The organism is Planococcus sp. ISL-110 (assembly GCF_018613575.1).
Taxonomy (GTDB): Bacteria; Bacillota; Bacilli; order Bacillales_A; family Planococcaceae; genus Planococcus.
Genome location: NZ_JAGGPX010000012.1, coordinates 53,922 through 69,293, shown reverse-complemented (window position 1 = coordinate 69,293; position 15,372 = coordinate 53,922). Strand labels below are relative to the sequence as shown.

General features: G+C 45.3%; 15 protein-coding genes. 12 read left to right on the top strand and 3 right to left on the bottom strand.

Annotated elements, in window-relative coordinates; all coding sequences use genetic code 11:
* Positions 1–100 precede the first annotated feature (100 nt).
* Positions 101–814, top strand: coding sequence for a VOC family protein (locus J7I83_RS08085; protein ID WP_215100190.1), 714 nt, complete (start codon positions 101–103; stop codon positions 812–814).
* A gap of 78 nt (positions 815–892) precedes the next feature.
* Complete coding sequence (gene hflX, locus J7I83_RS08080) at positions 893–2,164, top strand: GTPase HflX (protein WP_215100189.1); 1,272 nt, start codon at positions 893–895, stop codon at positions 2,162–2,164.
* A gap of 644 nt (positions 2,165–2,808) precedes the next feature.
* Here hflX and J7I83_RS08075 read toward each other — a convergent pair.
* Positions 2,809–4,527, bottom strand: coding sequence for an ABC transporter ATP-binding protein (locus J7I83_RS08075; protein WP_215100188.1), 1,719 nt, complete (start codon positions 4,525–4,527; stop codon positions 2,809–2,811).
* Between the two features lie 203 nt (positions 4,528–4,730).
* Between J7I83_RS08075 and J7I83_RS08070 the strand changes: the two genes are divergently transcribed.
* The 9 genes from J7I83_RS08070 (at position 4,731) to J7I83_RS18085 (ending at position 12,865) form a co-directional block, all read left to right on the top strand.
* On the top strand, positions 4,731–5,594 hold the full coding sequence (locus tag J7I83_RS08070; RefSeq protein WP_215100187.1) for a DUF6612 family protein: 864 nt from the start codon (positions 4,731–4,733) through the stop codon (positions 5,592–5,594).
* A 267-nt stretch (positions 5,595–5,861) separates the two neighbouring features.
* Positions 5,862–6,812: an ABC transporter permease gene (locus tag J7I83_RS08065; protein ID WP_215100186.1), complete on the top strand. Its 951-nt coding sequence runs from the start codon at positions 5,862–5,864 to the stop codon at positions 6,810–6,812.
* On the top strand, positions 6,805–7,755 hold the full coding sequence (locus tag J7I83_RS08060) for an iron chelate uptake ABC transporter family permease subunit (protein WP_215100185.1): 951 nt from the start codon (positions 6,805–6,807) through the stop codon (positions 7,753–7,755). Before J7I83_RS08065 ends, J7I83_RS08060 begins: the two co-directional genes overlap by 8 nt.
* Positions 7,752–8,513 carry an iron ABC transporter ATP-binding protein gene (locus tag J7I83_RS08055; RefSeq protein WP_215100184.1) on the top strand — a complete coding sequence of 254 codons (762 nt, stop codon included), beginning with the start codon at positions 7,752–7,754 and terminating at the stop codon, positions 8,511–8,513. Before J7I83_RS08060 ends, J7I83_RS08055 begins: the two co-directional genes overlap by 4 nt.
* Positions 8,514–8,535: 22 nt before the next feature.
* The gene (locus J7I83_RS08050) at positions 8,536–9,495 is read left to right on the top strand and encodes a siderophore ABC transporter substrate-binding protein (protein WP_215100183.1); all 960 of its coding nucleotides are present in this window, start codon (positions 8,536–8,538) and stop codon (positions 9,493–9,495) included.
* A 95-nt stretch (positions 9,496–9,590) separates the two neighbouring features.
* Complete coding sequence (locus J7I83_RS08045) at positions 9,591–9,899, top strand: antibiotic biosynthesis monooxygenase family protein (protein WP_215100182.1); 309 nt, start codon at positions 9,591–9,593, stop codon at positions 9,897–9,899.
* A 491-nt stretch (positions 9,900–10,390) separates the two neighbouring features.
* The gene (locus tag J7I83_RS08040; RefSeq protein WP_215100181.1) at positions 10,391–11,458 is read left to right on the top strand and encodes an ABC transporter permease; all 1,068 of its coding nucleotides are present in this window, start codon (positions 10,391–10,393) and stop codon (positions 11,456–11,458) included.
* Between the two features lie 3 nt (positions 11,459–11,461).
* A complete protein-coding gene (locus J7I83_RS08035; protein ID WP_215100180.1) occupies positions 11,462–12,130 on the top strand; it encodes an ABC transporter ATP-binding protein in 669 nt (222 codons plus the stop codon).
* A 96-nt stretch (positions 12,131–12,226) separates the two neighbouring features.
* Complete coding sequence (locus J7I83_RS18085; protein ID WP_215100179.1) at positions 12,227–12,865, top strand: phosphatase PAP2 family protein; 639 nt, start codon at positions 12,227–12,229, stop codon at positions 12,863–12,865.
* A gap of 28 nt (positions 12,866–12,893) precedes the next feature.
* Here the strand turns inward: J7I83_RS18085 and J7I83_RS08025 are convergent, their stop codons facing one another.
* Both J7I83_RS08025 and J7I83_RS08020 read right to left on the bottom strand, forming a co-directional pair.
* The gene (locus J7I83_RS08025) at positions 12,894–14,183 is read right to left on the bottom strand and encodes an ammonium transporter (protein ID WP_215100178.1); all 1,290 of its coding nucleotides are present in this window, start codon (positions 14,181–14,183) and stop codon (positions 12,894–12,896) included.
* Between the two features lie 12 nt (positions 14,184–14,195).
* The gene (locus tag J7I83_RS08020; protein WP_215100177.1) at positions 14,196–14,537 is read right to left on the bottom strand and encodes a P-II family nitrogen regulator; all 342 of its coding nucleotides are present in this window, start codon (positions 14,535–14,537) and stop codon (positions 14,196–14,198) included.
* Between the two features lie 124 nt (positions 14,538–14,661).
* Between J7I83_RS08020 and J7I83_RS08015 the strand changes: the two genes are divergently transcribed.
* Positions 14,662–15,306: a uracil-DNA glycosylase gene (locus J7I83_RS08015; RefSeq protein WP_215100176.1), complete on the top strand. Its 645-nt coding sequence runs from the start codon at positions 14,662–14,664 to the stop codon at positions 15,304–15,306.
* Positions 15,307–15,372 lie beyond the last annotated feature (66 nt).

Sequence of the window (15,372 nt, the reverse complement as noted above, 5' to 3'; positions counted from 1 at the left end):
CAGCTTTATGCATAGAAACTTTACTTTTTCCTGCTTAAAGGAGACTAGGGAAACGATGGCGAACGGTATAGCATGACAGAAAAAATAAGTGAGGTGCTTTATGGAGTTGGATCATATTGTTCATTTCGTCCATGAAAATCCGCAGGAAACGACAGCCTATTGGCGGGAACGAGGATTTCATGCGGCTGTGGGAGGACAGCATATAAGCTGGGGAACGCATAATGCTCTCTTGTATTTGAAAGATTGCTATATCGAATGGTTGGCAGTAGAGAAAGAGGAAGTTGCTTGCCATGCTGATCATCCTCTTACCCGGCAGCTGTTGCATGACCAAGCCGGTTTTGGAACGGTATGTTTGCGCACCAAGAACATCAAGGGCTTAAATGATGACCTTAGAAATCGTGGAATCAACACATCGGGAGTTCTGGATGCTGAACGCCGGACCGAAGCCGGGCAGTTGATCAAGTGGAGGATGCTGTTTATTGAAGAAGCCGTATCGGCCCGGCTGCCATATCCATTTTTCATTGAATGGCAGAAAACGGATCAAGAGCGCTACAAGAAACTAAGGGATAATGGCATTGTTCAAGCATCAAACGAAAAAATGGCAATTGATCGCTGTGTTTTTGGCGTATGGAATCCAAAAGAAGCCGCCAGTAAATGGCAGACAATTCTGGGCGGAAGCCTGGAACTGGATAATTGCCGCCTTGAATTCAGAAAAACGGATCATCCGATGGAACGTCTGGAAGAAGTACATTTTGCGGAGGGTGAAGATAAAGTGGAATTTGAACAGGGGCAGTATTGGCTGCCCCTCGTGTAGCTAAGCAGCTGAGAAACTGTGGTAAAATGGAGAAATCGAATGGGAATTTTCCTTTCCTGAACTAGGAGGACATGATAAATGGATGAATTACAAGAAAAAGCGGTCATTGTCGGTGTCCAGCTTCAAAAAGATCTTCATTTCGCATATGGAATGGAAGAACTGCATAATTTAGCGGAGGCCTGCAATGTGGAAGTGGCCGGAGAAATTACGCAGAACCTGGATCGTATCAACCCTTCTCATTACGTGGGAAGTGGAAAAGTGGAAGAAATAAAAGCTTTCTATGAAGAGGCAGATGCGAATCTGGTGATTTTCAATGATGAGCTGTCACCATCGCAGATCCGGAATCTGGAAGAAGACTTGGAATGTAAAGTGATTGACCGGACCATGCTGATTCTGGATATTTTCTCGCGTCGTGCAAAAACACGCGAAGCACAGGTACAGGTGGAGCTGGCGCAGCTTCAATACATGCTGCCGCGTTTAGTTGGCCTGCGTGCTTCACTAGGACGTCAAGGAGGCAGCAGCAGCGGAGGCGTAGCCAACCGTGGAGCCGGGGAGACGAAGCTGGAGCTGGATCGCCGGAAAATCGAAGAACAGATTTCGAAGCTTCACAAAGAGTTGGAGCATATTAAGGATCAGCGTGTCACGCAGCGTAAGCAGCGGACTAAAAAGGGCATGCCTGTCGTCTCGCTGGTTGGTTACACAAACGCTGGGAAATCGACGATCATGAATGGATTGTTGGCGAAAACTGGCCAGGACGATGAAAAGCAGGTGTTTGAAAAAGACATGTTGTTCGCGACATTGGAAACCTCGGTCCGGCAAATACGACTGGAAGACAATAAAAGCTTCCTGCTGACGGATACAGTCGGATTTGTCAGCAAACTGCCACATCACTTGGTAAAAGCGTTTCGTTCCACATTGGAGGAAGCCCGAAATGCGGATCTGCTGCTGCATGTCGTGGATGTTTCCAATGAAGAACATCGCTATATGATGGAAGTAACGAATTTGACCTTACAGGCTGTTGGGGTGGAAAATGTACCAACGCTGTACGTCTACAATAAATCGGATTTGGCGGGCGTCCGTTATCCGGCTGTAACCGGAGATGGCGTGTGGATGGCTGCAAAAGAAGGCAAGGGTTTGGATGAACTTCTGGAAGTCATCAAAAAACGGATTTTTGCAGATTACGTCACTTGCCGGATGGTCATCCCGTTCGACCGCGGTGATATCGTCGCTTATTTAAACGAACAAGCCAGCATTCTGGAAACGGAATACGAAGAAGAAGGCACCTTGCTGAAGGTTGAATTGAGCCACGAGGATTACGACCGCTACCAGGAATTTGTCGTCGGCAACTAAAAAGAAAAAGGTGAATCTCATTTTTTATGAGATTCGCCTTTTCAGGCTGTCGAGAAACTTCTAACAAGCCGTGGTTTTCCGAAGCTTACCGCTCGCTTTCCGCGGGCTCGCGTCCAAGCCTCCTCGTTCGCTTTGCTCTCTGCGGGGTCTCGGCCGTCTCGTCGCTAACGCTGCTCCGCAGGAGTCGAGCGGACGCTTCTCCAAACCACTTTATGAACGCTTTCTTCTTTGAATGTAGCGGAAGGCGGCGACTCTAACGGGAGCAAAGCGACAGAGCGACACGATCTCCACTGGACTGAGCAGAGCGAGCAAAGCGGCAGAAGCCGTGCCCGTGGAATGCGTCCGCCTAGAGCGAAATGTAGTATGAAGACTTTTTCAACAAGCTGAAAAGGCGAATCTCATTTTTTATGAGATTCGCCTTTTTTACGTGTGTTGTATAAGGGACATTCAAACGTTCAATTGCTGAGATTCCGCAAGGATTTTTTGGAATCCAGTGTTTCAGTAGCGCTTAATAATTTTGATGGAAGGACTTTTCGTCAAAGAAAAGTTCGTTCCCTTAAATCACCCCAGCTATCTCTTCTTCAGTGATATGGGAACTCTAGTTTATCAGCGCGACCTTTACATCCATTAATTGTCAGGTTTTCTTATTGCTGAAACTGAATGCGGTGAAGGTTGGCGAAAATGCCATCGCTTTCCAGCAACTCGCTGTACCCGCCCTGTTCAGCAATTCCATCTTCCGTTACGACAATCACGCGATCAGCATCGCGTATTGTAGCGAGGCGATGGGCGATGATCAAGGTTGTGCGATTTTCCGCCAGTTTGGCCAAGGCTTCCTGGATGACGCGCTCTGTTTGGGTATCGAGTGCCGAAGTGGCTTCATCCAGTATTAAGATCGGCGGATTTTTCAGGAACATACGGGCGATAGCCAGCCGCTGCTTTTGGCCGCCGGATAATTTCAATCCGCGCTCTCCGATTTGGGTGTCATAACCCTGTGGCAATTTCAGAACAAAATCCTCTAAATGGGCTTTTTTGGCGGCTGCTAAAATTTCGTCTTCGCTGGCATCTCTTTTGCCGTAAGCGATGTTTTCGCGAATCGTTCCAGTAAACAAGAAGACATCCTGTTGGACGATACCAATTTGTGAACGCAGCGAGTGCATGGTCATGTCGCGGATATCCATGCCGTCGATGGAGATGCTGCCTTCCTGGATGTCATAGAACCGGGGGATCAATGAACAAATAGTCGTTTTCCCCGCACCGGAAGGACCGACAAACGCAACAGTTTCTCCGGCCTGAAGGTTCAGATCAATGCCTGACAAAACAGGTTTGTTGTCGTCATAGCCAAAATGAACATCTTCAAATGTAATATTTCCGATTAATTTCTCGACAGCTACAGCATCTTTCCGATCATTGATATCAGGTGCCTGCTCAATCAATTCGCGGAAACGGCTGAAGCCAGCCATGCCTTTTGGATAAAGTTCGAGCAAGGCACTGATTTTATCGATCGGTTTGATCAGCACATTTAGGAACAGGACGAAACTGACAAGCTCTCCATACGATAACTCGCCCTGGAAGTTAAGCCACGCTCCGTAAACCAGTACGACCAAAGTCAAAAGACGCGTCATCATGTAGATGCTCGAATGGGTTGCCGCCATGACTTTGTAGGCAACCATCTTCGCCGTGCGAAAGCGGTCATTGTCCGTTTTAAAGCGGTCGATTTCAAACTCTTCGTTTGTGAACGACTGGACGACGCGCGCTCCTGAAACACTGTCTTCTACACGGCCGTTGACGTCAGCGATTTTCCCGTACATGCTGCCCCAGGCCTGGTTCATCTTAATATTGCAGAACGTGATGAGCCAAATCAGGAACGGGATGACGATCAGTGTAACAAGGGCAAGTTTGGGGTTGATCCAGAACATGATGCCGAACGCCCCGAAAAAGGTCATGATGGCGATAAAGAAATCTTCCGGTCCGTGATGGGCAAGTTCGCCGATGTCGAATAAATCATTGGTGACGCGGCTCATGATATGGCCCGTTTTGGTGTTATCAAAGAAACGGAACGATTGCCGCTGAACGTGAGTGAACAGCTCTTCCCTCATATCCGTCTCGATGTTGATGCCTAGTTTATGCCCCAGATAACTGACGATATACTGTAGAAATGTACTTAATAGAAACACTGCCAGAAGCAGAAAACTGATTGTAGTGATGGTTCCCCAATCGCCGCTCGGCAGCAGGTCGTCAATGAACCATTGAACAGCGACTGGAAATGCCAGTTCCAGGATAGCTACAAGGACGGCACTGGAAAAATCAATGATAAATAACCGTTTATGCGGTTTATAGTAACTGAAAAAATGTTTTAATCTCAAAAAAGCCACCTCGTTTTTTCTCACAGTGAAAAGTATAATCGAAGTTGAACAAATAAACGACTGGAATTTGGGTAAACAAGTAGTATGAAACTATTTCCAATGTTGTCCGTAGATTAGGGAGATTCAATTTAATAAGTTTTTTTCTTTCCCGTTGATCAGTTAAAAGGACGAAAGTTAATGCGAACTAGAGGAGGGTGATCATATTGAAGAAATGGATAATGTTCATGAGCACAGCCACTTTAGCCATTGGCCTTTCCGCATGCGGCGAAACAGCGGAACCGGCGTCTGAAGATGGAGCGGCAAAAGGGGAAGACAGCGATTTGACGGCTCAAGAGGTATATATGAAATCGTTGGAAGCTTCCAAAGGCATTACAGGTCTTCACGCGGATATTGTAACCGATCAGGTGATGGATATGCAGGCGGATGGCATGGTGATCAATATGAAAATGGATTCTGCTATGGATATGACGACCGATCCGTTGGCATTCCATCAAACCGCAGAGACGGCCATCGTCTCCGAGGATATAGAGAATGCCAATCCCATGAGCATGGAAATGTATTTCACAGATCAGGGTTTGTTCATGTATGAAGAAACGATGGCCACCTGGTTGAAAATGCCGGATGAAAGCATTGAGGATTTAAAAGGCTTGGCGGATCAGCAAACTGCCGATCCTGCTCAACAGCTCGAAGAACTATCCGAATTCCAGGAAGATTTCACTTTCGAACAGACGGAGGAAGAATTCATTTTGACTCTTGATGCATCGGGAGAAAAATTCCAGGAATTGATGGATCAGCAACTGGGCAAAACTTTGGGGCAAATGGAAATTGAAGCACAGATGGCGCTTGAAGATATGACCATTCATTCAGTGAACTACATCATCAATATCGACAAAGAGACATTCCTGACAAACAGTATGAATATGACCATGGACATGGATATGAATATCGAAGGCGAAACCATGAACATCAAGTCGGATGTACAGGCTGACTATAGCCAATATAACGAAATTGATGCCATCACTGTTCCGGCTGAAGTGCTGGAACAGGCGCGGGAAATTGCAGGTTAATTGGTTTACCCCCTCTACTTGTGGTGACAACACCTGAATTTTATCTGAAAAGAGATAGAACATGCCGCATTGGCATGTTCTATTTTGTGTCATGAAGCTTTGATAAAACTTGACAAATAGATGCCAATCTATTCTAAATGAAAATAATTCTCAACTAATTATTGACTCTTATTTCTAACATGCTATACTAAACCAAGTGACTAATTGATAATGATTATCACTATCGAATAATCAATAATTTTTATTGAGGACAGATGAGGGACAGTAATGAAAAAACGTTATTTAATACCAACATTAATCATACTGTCGATCGTTTCCTTGTTTGTCGGGGTGAGCAGTATCAGCATTGTTGATTTGCTTGACTTCCAATCGGAAGAGACACAGATATTCCTGATCAGCCGTCTGCCAAGGCTGGTCGCGATTTTGCTGGCAGGTGCAGGGATGAGTATGGCAGGACTCATCATGCAACAGTTAAGCCGCAACAAGTTCGTGTCTCCGACAACGGCAGGTACATTAGACGCTACTCGGCTTGGGATTCTCGTGTCAATGCTGTTGTTCGCCAACGCATCGATGCTGGAAAAAATGACAGTGGCTTTTGCTTTTGCGCTTGCCGGTACGTTTCTTTTTATGCAAATACTAAACCGCATCAAATTTAAAGATGCTATATTCATTCCTTTAGTTGGTTTGATGTTCGGAAACATCCTGTCTTCCATCACAACATTTTTCGCTTATCGGGCGGACGTGATCCAAAATATGTCCGCCTGGCTGCAAGGTGACTTTTCGATGGTCATGAAGGGAAGCTATGAACTTCTCTACATCAGTGTTCCGGTCTTTATCATCGCTTATCTGTACGCTAATCGGTTTACGGTAGCAGGCATGGGCGAGGACTTCTCCAAAAACCTGGGGATGAAATACCGGAGCGTCGTCAACATCGGATTGGTACTCGTGGCTTTGATCACAGCGACGGTTGTTTTGACGGTAGGGGTTATCCCATTCCTTGGGTTGATCATTCCGAACATCGTATCGATCTTCAAAGGAGATCATCTACAAAAAACATTGCCGCATACTGCAGTGCTTGGAGCTATTTTCTTGCTGGTGTGCGATATCTTGGGGAGAGTGCTGATTTACCCGTATGAGATTTCCATCAGCTTGATGGTCGGCGTTATCGGAAGCTTTATTTTCCTCTTCTTGTTGTTTAGGAGGAAAGCATATGCGTGACCTACATAAAATGCTGATATTAGTCGGCTTGGCTTTAGTGGCTTGTGGAGTTTATCTGTTCCAAGATTTAAACGGAAGTTTTGATTACGCCTTGCCAAGACGTGGTGTAAAAGTGTTTGCCATGGTGTTGACCGGAGTGGCTATCGCTTATGCGACGGTTGTCTTTCAGACCATCACCCATAATCGGATATTGACGCCGAGCATTATGGGCTTGGATTCACTGTATATGCTGCTTCAGACGGTGCTGATCTTTTTCCTCGGTTCAGATCATGTAACTATCGTCAATAAGCAAGTGAATTTCATGCTGTCGATTGCTGTCATGGTCATCTTCGCTCTGCTGTTTTATCGCTTGCTTTTCAAAAAAAACGATCGGCCGATTTACTTTCTCTTGTTGGTCGGCATCATATGCGGAACGTTTTTCGGCAGTATCACAACCTTCTTGCAAGTCTTAATTGATCCGAATGAATTTTCAATCATCCAAGACCGGATGTTTGCCAGCTTTAATAATGTCAATTCAGATTTGGTGTGGACCTCCCTCGTCATCATCACCCTGTTGATTACATTTGCCTGGAAACAAAATTCATCGTTGGATGTTCTGACGCTTGGGCGTGATACAGCGATTAACTTGGGCGTAAACTACGATGCCTTAGTAAAACAGATGCTCGTTTTATCGGCTGTCCTGATCGCCATTGCCACGGCGCTGGTCGGACCGATTACGTTTTTCGGTTTGATTGTGGCCAACTTGTCCTATCAATTCTTTACTTCATATAAACATTCGGTTTTACTGATAGGATCTATTGTCATCAGCGTAGTCGCCTTGGTCGGCGGCCAGTGGGTAGTGGAACGGATCTTCACTTTCAATACGACATTGAGCGTCATCATCAATTTCATCGGTGGAATTTACTTCATCTACCTACTATTAAAGGAGAGTCGATCTAAATGATCCAAGTTCGTGAATTGACAAAGCTCTACGGAAAAAAACAAGTTGTGGAAAATGTCTCAGTTGATATCCAGCGAGGCCAGATTACATCCTTTATCGGGCCGAACGGGGCTGGGAAATCCACATTGCTTTCCATGGTTAGCCGGCTGCTGGATGCGGATACCGGCGAAGTGCTCATTGATTCAACCAATACCAAAAAGTTGAAGTCCAATGAGTTCTCAAAACGTGTATCGATCTTAAAACAGTCCAACTACATGAATGTCCGTTTGACGATTCGCGAGCTGGTCTCTTTTGGCCGCTTTCCTTATTCAAAAGGCCGTCTCAACGATGAAGATGAAAAAATGGTGGACCAGTCCATCGATTACATGGATTTAAAGGAAATGGAGAACTCCTATCTGGATGAACTTTCAGGCGGTCAGCGCCAGCGTGCCTTTATCGCAATGGTCATTGCGCAGGACACTGATTATATTCTATTGGATGAACCATTGAACAACCTGGACATGAAGCATTCGGTCCAAATCATGAAGATTTTGCGCCGCTTGGTCGATGACCTCGGCAAAACAGTGGTCATTGTTCTTCACGACATCAACTTCGCTTCCGTATACTCTGACCGGATTGTGGCTTTGAAAAATGGCCGCGTAGTCAAAGACGGAACAACGGAAGAAATTATTCAAAGTGCGGCATTAAAAGAAATCTATGATATGGATATCCCGATTCAGCAGATGAATGATTGCCGAATTTGTGTGTATTTTAATTCTTAAAAAAAGAGGAGCTTGAAATAAAATGAAAAAATGGTTATTGGTAGCATTTATCCTAATGCTGGTGGCTTTCCTTGCGGCTTGTGGATCAACTGAAGAAACAACAGAATCCGATACGGCAAATGCTGGAGCTGAAGAAACAGAGGAAATGACAGTAACGCACGAACTTGGAGAAACAACATTCAACAAGAACCCTGAAAAAGTAGTGGTATTCGACTTTGGTGTTCTTGACTCAATGGATAAGTTAGGTCTTGAAGCTGTTGCAGGAGTTCCGCAGGAATCTTTGCCATCTTATCTTGATAAATATGCAGATACTGAAAAATATGAAAATGTTGGTACATTAAAAGAAGCGGATTTTGAAGCAATCAATGCAATGAAGCCTGATCTGATCATCATTTCTGGACGCCAGGCTGATATGTACGAAGAGTTTTCTGACATCGCTCCAACCGTTCATATGGCTGTAGATACAGAAGATTACTTGGAGTCATTTAAAGGCAACATGACCACTCTTGGCGAAATTTTCGGTAAAGAAAACCAAATCGTTGAGGAATTAGCGGCGATTGATACGCAAATCGAAGAAGTGAAAGCAACAGTAAGTAAGTCTGATGAAAAAGCATTGATCGTTCTTGCAAATGAAGGAAAAGTAAGTGCTTATGGTGCGGCTTCACGTTTTGGCATCATCCATGATGTGTTTGGCGTAAAACAGGCTGACGAAGGTATCGAAGCTTCTACGCACGGGCAAGGCATTTCTTATGAATACATTTTGGAGACAAACCCGGACATGATGTTCGTAGTTGATCGCAACGCTGTTGTCGGAAACGGTGCAAGTGCTGCAGATTCTCTTGAAAATGAATTGGTTGAAAAGACTAATGCTGCTCAAAACGATAAAATCATCTACTTGGATCCAGACTTCTGGTACCTGTCAGGTGGCGGATTGCAGTCTGTCGCTCAAATGGTAACGGATGTACAGTCAGCATTTGAATAAAGAGCAACTAACAATCAGTGGGGATTTTCTATCCTCGCTGATTGTTGATATATCGACTGATCGTCAAACGGAAAAAGAATAAAGGAGCGGATCGTGTGTTTGTCCAAATGAAACGAATCGTCGTGAAAGAGGGATTTTCGGAACTTGTATTAGATCGCTTTTCCGGTGAAGGCAAGCTTGAAAAGCAGCCTGGTTATATTGACCGTACGGTATTGAAGAAAAACATTCGCCGAGGCGATGAAGAAGTGATTGTTTATGTGCGCTGGGAATCGGAAAATGACTGGAAAAATTGGGAGAAGAATCCTGGCCACATTGCAGGACACAAAGCCAATATCGGCAAACCGAAACCAGAACACATTATCGAGTCTTCGCAAAACACCTATCATGTTCACGCTGTAAGATAAAAAAGAGGCTTGTTCAGTGATATAATTCTGGGTAGTAATCTTCGCATTGCGCATAAAAATCGTCCTTTCTGAAATGGTGGTATGGTAACTTCCATTTAGCAGGAAGGGCGATTTTTTGTTTTTTTAGAACCAGCTGAGGCTGTGCGCCGCAAAGGGCATTTTTCACGAGCTTTTGGTACAGCCTTTTTTATGGGGATTTCACAAGTTAGTAATAAATACTATATTTATATAAGGTTTATACAGGAATTGTATAGCCTCCTGCAGTATAATTGGAAGTGATAAGAGATAAGTTAGAGAAGTTGAACAAAAAAACTTAACTTATGCCTTTCGCTTCAATCGCTTTAAGTATAAGAGGCCGGCGCTGAGAAAATGAATAGAAAAGTTTTCTTCAGCAAAAAGCTTTTCGATATTGGATTTCTTCAAATCTTCTTCTCTTAAACAAGCTGGGCCTTTAGTTCAATCTGTATAAATCATAAAAAGGAAGTGAAAAGATGTTTTTGGCATGGAACGAAATCCTGAAGAATAAATTGCGCTTTACATTGATTATTGGCGTCTTGATGCTGGTTGCTTATCTGGTGTTCTTTTTATCCGGTTTAGCAAACGGGCTGGCGAGTTTAAATAGGGAAGCAGTGGACAAATGGGATGCGGATGCCATCGTGTTAACTGAGGAATCGGATCAAAGCCTGGTCCAGTCTTCTTTTGCCGTCGATACAGCTGACAGCATTGATGCTGATGAAACAGCTGTTCTCGGACAGCTTAATGCCATTGCGCAAACCGGCGATCAAAAAGCCAATGTCTCGATTTTTGGAATCGACAGTGATGAATTTATCATGCCGGAAGTAACGGAGGGAACTGCGTTCACCGGTGGCAATGAAGTGATTGCCGGGGATTCACTTAAAGATGATGGCTTTGGGCTTGGAGATGTATTGAGCTTGTCTTCTACAGAAGAAAAGCTGGAAATTGTAGGCTTTACAGACGAAGCCCGGTTTAATGCTGCACCTGTTCTTTATACGGATTTGGAAACGTTCCAGCGCGTGAAGTTCAGCGAAGAGGCGACTAGAGATAACAGCCAGATCAGCGGCATTGTGGTGCGGTCAGCTGATGTTTCCTCAATTACAGATGAGGAAGAGCTGGCAGCGATTGAGACGGAAACCTTCATTGAAAGCCTTCCTGGGTACACAGAGCAAAGTCTGACTTTGAACTTTATGATTTACTTCCTGTTTGTCATCTCATCAGTGATCGTCGCGATATTCCTTTACGTCCTGACGGTTCAGAAAATCAGCATGTTCGGCGTCATGAAAGCGCAGGGAATCCCGAGCAGTTATTTGGCACGCTCAGTTATTGCGCAGACAGCCATCCTCGCGGCAATTGGTGTCGCGGTAGGGCTCGGACTGACGCTTCTCACTGGAGCTTTTCTGCCAAGTGCGGTTCCGATATCATTTGATATTCCGACGATGCTGATCTACGGAGTGGTCCTGATGGTAGTGGCCATTTTGGGCGCCGTATTCTCTGTGTTGACGATTGTGAAAATTGATCCATTAAAAGCGATTGGAGGTTAAATCATGGCAGTATTGGAAATGAAACAGGTGGAAAAATCGTTTGGCACAGGCCACAAAAAAGTGGATGCGCTGAAAGAAACGAACTTTCATGCAGAACAAGGAGAATTGATTGCGGTGATCGGGCCTTCCGGTTCCGGAAAAAGCACATTTTTAACGATCGCCGGAGGGCTTTTGTCGCCAACAACTGGAGAAGTTCTGATCAACAATGCAAATATCTCCACTTTAAATGAAAAACAGCTTTCTAGGATTCGCCTAAAGGAAATCGGCTTTATCCTGCAGGCTTCGAATTTGGTACCGTTCTTGACGGTGGAAAAGCAGTTGAAGCTATTGGATAAAGTGAAAAAAGACAACATGAACAAAGAACAGCTTGAACAGCTTTACAAAGATTTGGGGATTGGCGACCTCCGCGGCAAATACCCTTCGGATCTTTCTGGAGGAGAACGCCAGCGGGTTGCCATCGCTAAAGCGCTATACAGCAATCCATCCATTATTTTGGCGGATGAGCCGACAGCTTCTTTGGATTCCGACCGTGCTTATGAAGTTATGGAATTACTCAAGGAAGAAACGAAAAGCAAGAAAACAACGACGATTGTGGTGACGCACGATATCCGTCTAGTCGATTATTGTGACAAAGTCTACAAGATGGTTGATGGCGTTCTGGAACTGCAGTAACTGGAATGATAATCGAGCCCGCTTGCCGATATGGCAAACGGGCTTTTCATTTTGCTTATGATAAACTGTAGGTAATGATGAAAGAGGGTGGATGTCGTGAAGCGTCTTTTTTATCCAATGGCAGTAGCGACCTTGCTTGGGTTCTTTGCCATATTTGGAAACTACTCTGGGAATGCCGTTATTCAAATCGACCGGCAGGCGTCGGAACTGTTTGGCGGGCAGCGTCTTCTCGGCAGCATGTCATTTATAGGAGAACCATGGCTGATAGCTGCTGTGAGTCTTTCGCTGCTCGTCTACCTGTGGCTGTTCCGGAAAAATTATCGGGGAATGCTGTTCGTCTTTCTGGCTGTGGGTGTAGGAAATGTGCTGAATCAGTTGATGCGAGAATGGTTTGGGCGTCCGCGTCCGGATTTGCCGCATGGCCTGGAATCCTTTAGTTTCCCATCAAACCATGCAATGGTTGGCTTATTGTATCTTTTCACATTGGCTTATTTCATTGCAGGAGACAGTTCCTCAAGAAAAACGAAGATGGTGGTCTGGCTGTTGGCTGTTGGCCTGTCCCTGATAGTCGCCTTATCGAGAGTGGCGGGAGGAGAAAATTACTTCTCTGATGTAACAGCGGGCCTTTTTGCTGGATATGCCTGGTTTGTGGCCGTAGCCGTCTGGTACGAGATACGTGAGCGCCAGTTCCACAAAAGAGATGAAGCGCGAAAAAAAGAGGAATTTCCGGAATAACCGGAAATTCCTCTTTTTTTATTTTGGGTTATGAAGTCGGTTTTTGAGAAGTGGGTGCATCGCCCAGCTGATTCAGCCGGTGCGCGAATGAATCGCTGCTCCCTGTTGGTGAGCCCAACAGAACATCCTGCATGGAGTAAGCTTGTGAACCGTGCTCTGAAAAATCCAATCCTACTTCTTCTTCTTCAGCAGTTACTCTAAGTGGTGTAAGGCTGCCGACGGCGAACAACACCAATCCGGTTGAGATAGAAGCCCAAGCAATTACAGCCAGAATGCCGACTGCCTGGAGGCCAAGAATTTCTACTCCGCCTCCATAAAGCAAGCCGCCCGTAGTATCAAACAAGCCGACTGCAAGCGTCCCCCAGATACCTGCAATACCGTGAACGGAAATAGCTCCGACCGGATCATCGACACGAATTTTAGAATCAAGCAAACGAATAGCTTCAGTCATGACAACTCCAGCGATTAAGCCGATAGCAAGAGCGCCGACAAGTGAAACGTTCGCTGCTCCTGCCGTAATTCCGACAAGGCCTGCAAGTGCACCGTTCATCGTTAAGGAAGCGTCAATACGGCCATAGCGCAAACGAGTATATCCCGCAGTGGCGATCACGCCGGCAGATGCTGCCAATAGTGTATTGGCAATTACTGGAGGCACGAGAGCAGGGTCAGCTGCCAAGGTGCTGCCACCATTAAAGCCGAACCAGCCAAGCCAAAGGATGAAAACACCTAATGCGCCAAGTGGCAAACTGTGGCCAGGAATCGTATTGACGGTTTTTCCGCTGTACTTGCCGATGCGTGGACCGATTTTCCAAGCTGCGACAAATGCAGCTACTGCCCCGGTTAAATGCACAACAGTTGAACCGGCGAAATCAATAAAGCCAATCTGTGACAACCAGCCGCCGCCCCATACCCAATGTCCAACAATCGGATAAATAACTGCAGTCATGGCAATCGTCAATAGAATATAAGCGGATAAATGCATCCGCTCGGCTACAGCTCCCGAAATGATTGTTGCGCAAGTGGCAGCGAACACAGCCTGGAAGACAAAGAACCCGATGTCTTCAACACCTGATAGCGCAAACCCTTGTGTACCGATCAATCCAAAAGACGAAGGGCCAAACATAAGAGCGTACCCGACGATAAAATAAAGAATCGACCCAAGCGAAACAGTGATCATGTTTTTCATTAAAATATTCAAAGTGTTTTTAGAACGTGTAAAGCCTGATTCCACCATGGCGAATCCTGCGTGCATGAAAAATACCAACATGGCTCCGAGCATCACCCATAACATATCTACTGAACTTTGAACTGCTTCCATCCAATCTCCTCCTTATCCAATCGCGACTGCGCCGCGTTCTTTTGTTCTGATCCGTATAGCTTCTTCGACAGGCAAAATGAAAATCTTGCCATCTCCGACTTGGCCAGTCGAAGCGTATTCCAGTAAAGCCTGGATGATGTCTTCGACCTTATGGTCATCCACCACCATCTCCAATTTCAGTTTTGGAGAAAATTCCATCGTATAGGCGTTGCCGCGGAATAAACCGACTCGGCCTTCCTGCTTTCCGATTCCGGCAATTTCCGTTACACTCAAACCGTCTATTCCTTCAAGCGCCAAAGCTTGGCGAACGTCTGCGAAAACCGATGGCCGAATAATCGTTTCAATCTTTTTCATGTCTTTTCCTCCTTCATGTTAGGTTTGTTAACATATTAATCTATATTTTCTGATAATGCAAGAGTTATTTTTATTTCGTGTAAGGTTTCCTTACGTACATTAAAAATAATAGAGGTGAAGTGGAATGTACAGAATTTCGGAAGAACTAGCTGCATTGGGCAAAAAAAGAATCAAAGGGCACCCCATTGAGGGGTTTGTTTGGGGGAGTGGTCCTGAAAATCCGGCAATCATGCTGGTGGGAGAAGCCCCGGGAGAAAATGAAGTAGAAACGGGCATCCCATTCACAGGACGGGCGGGAAAAGAGTTGATGGCTTCTCTTGAGAGTGTCGGTTTGGCAAGGGAAGATGTCTATATTACAAGCGCGGTGCGGAGCAGGCCTTATAAATGGGGAACGAAAAAAAAGCGCAATGGCGAAACTATTGAAAGAAAATACAACAGGGCACCGACCAAAAAAGAAATTATTGCGCATGCGCCGATATTGGACACGGAGATTCAAGATGTCCAGCCGCCGTTGATTGTGACACTTGGAAATATCGGCTTGCAGCGGTTGATCGGTCCGAAGGCAAGAGTCACGGAACTTCATGGGGTCTTAATGGAGACGCCGATTTTATACTGGAACGAAGAAGAGGGCAGTTTTGAAGAAACCGTTGAAGTTTACCATGTTTTCCCGACTTTTCATCCGGCAAGTGTTTTTTATAATCCATCCGTCCGTGCCTTGAAGGACGCAGATTGGCACAAGCTGAAAGGTTTGCTGGGGAGAGTGAAATAAATGAATAATAGAAAATCTTTCCTTATTAAAAAAAGGTGTACGAAGGAAACTTTAAGTGTAGAATAA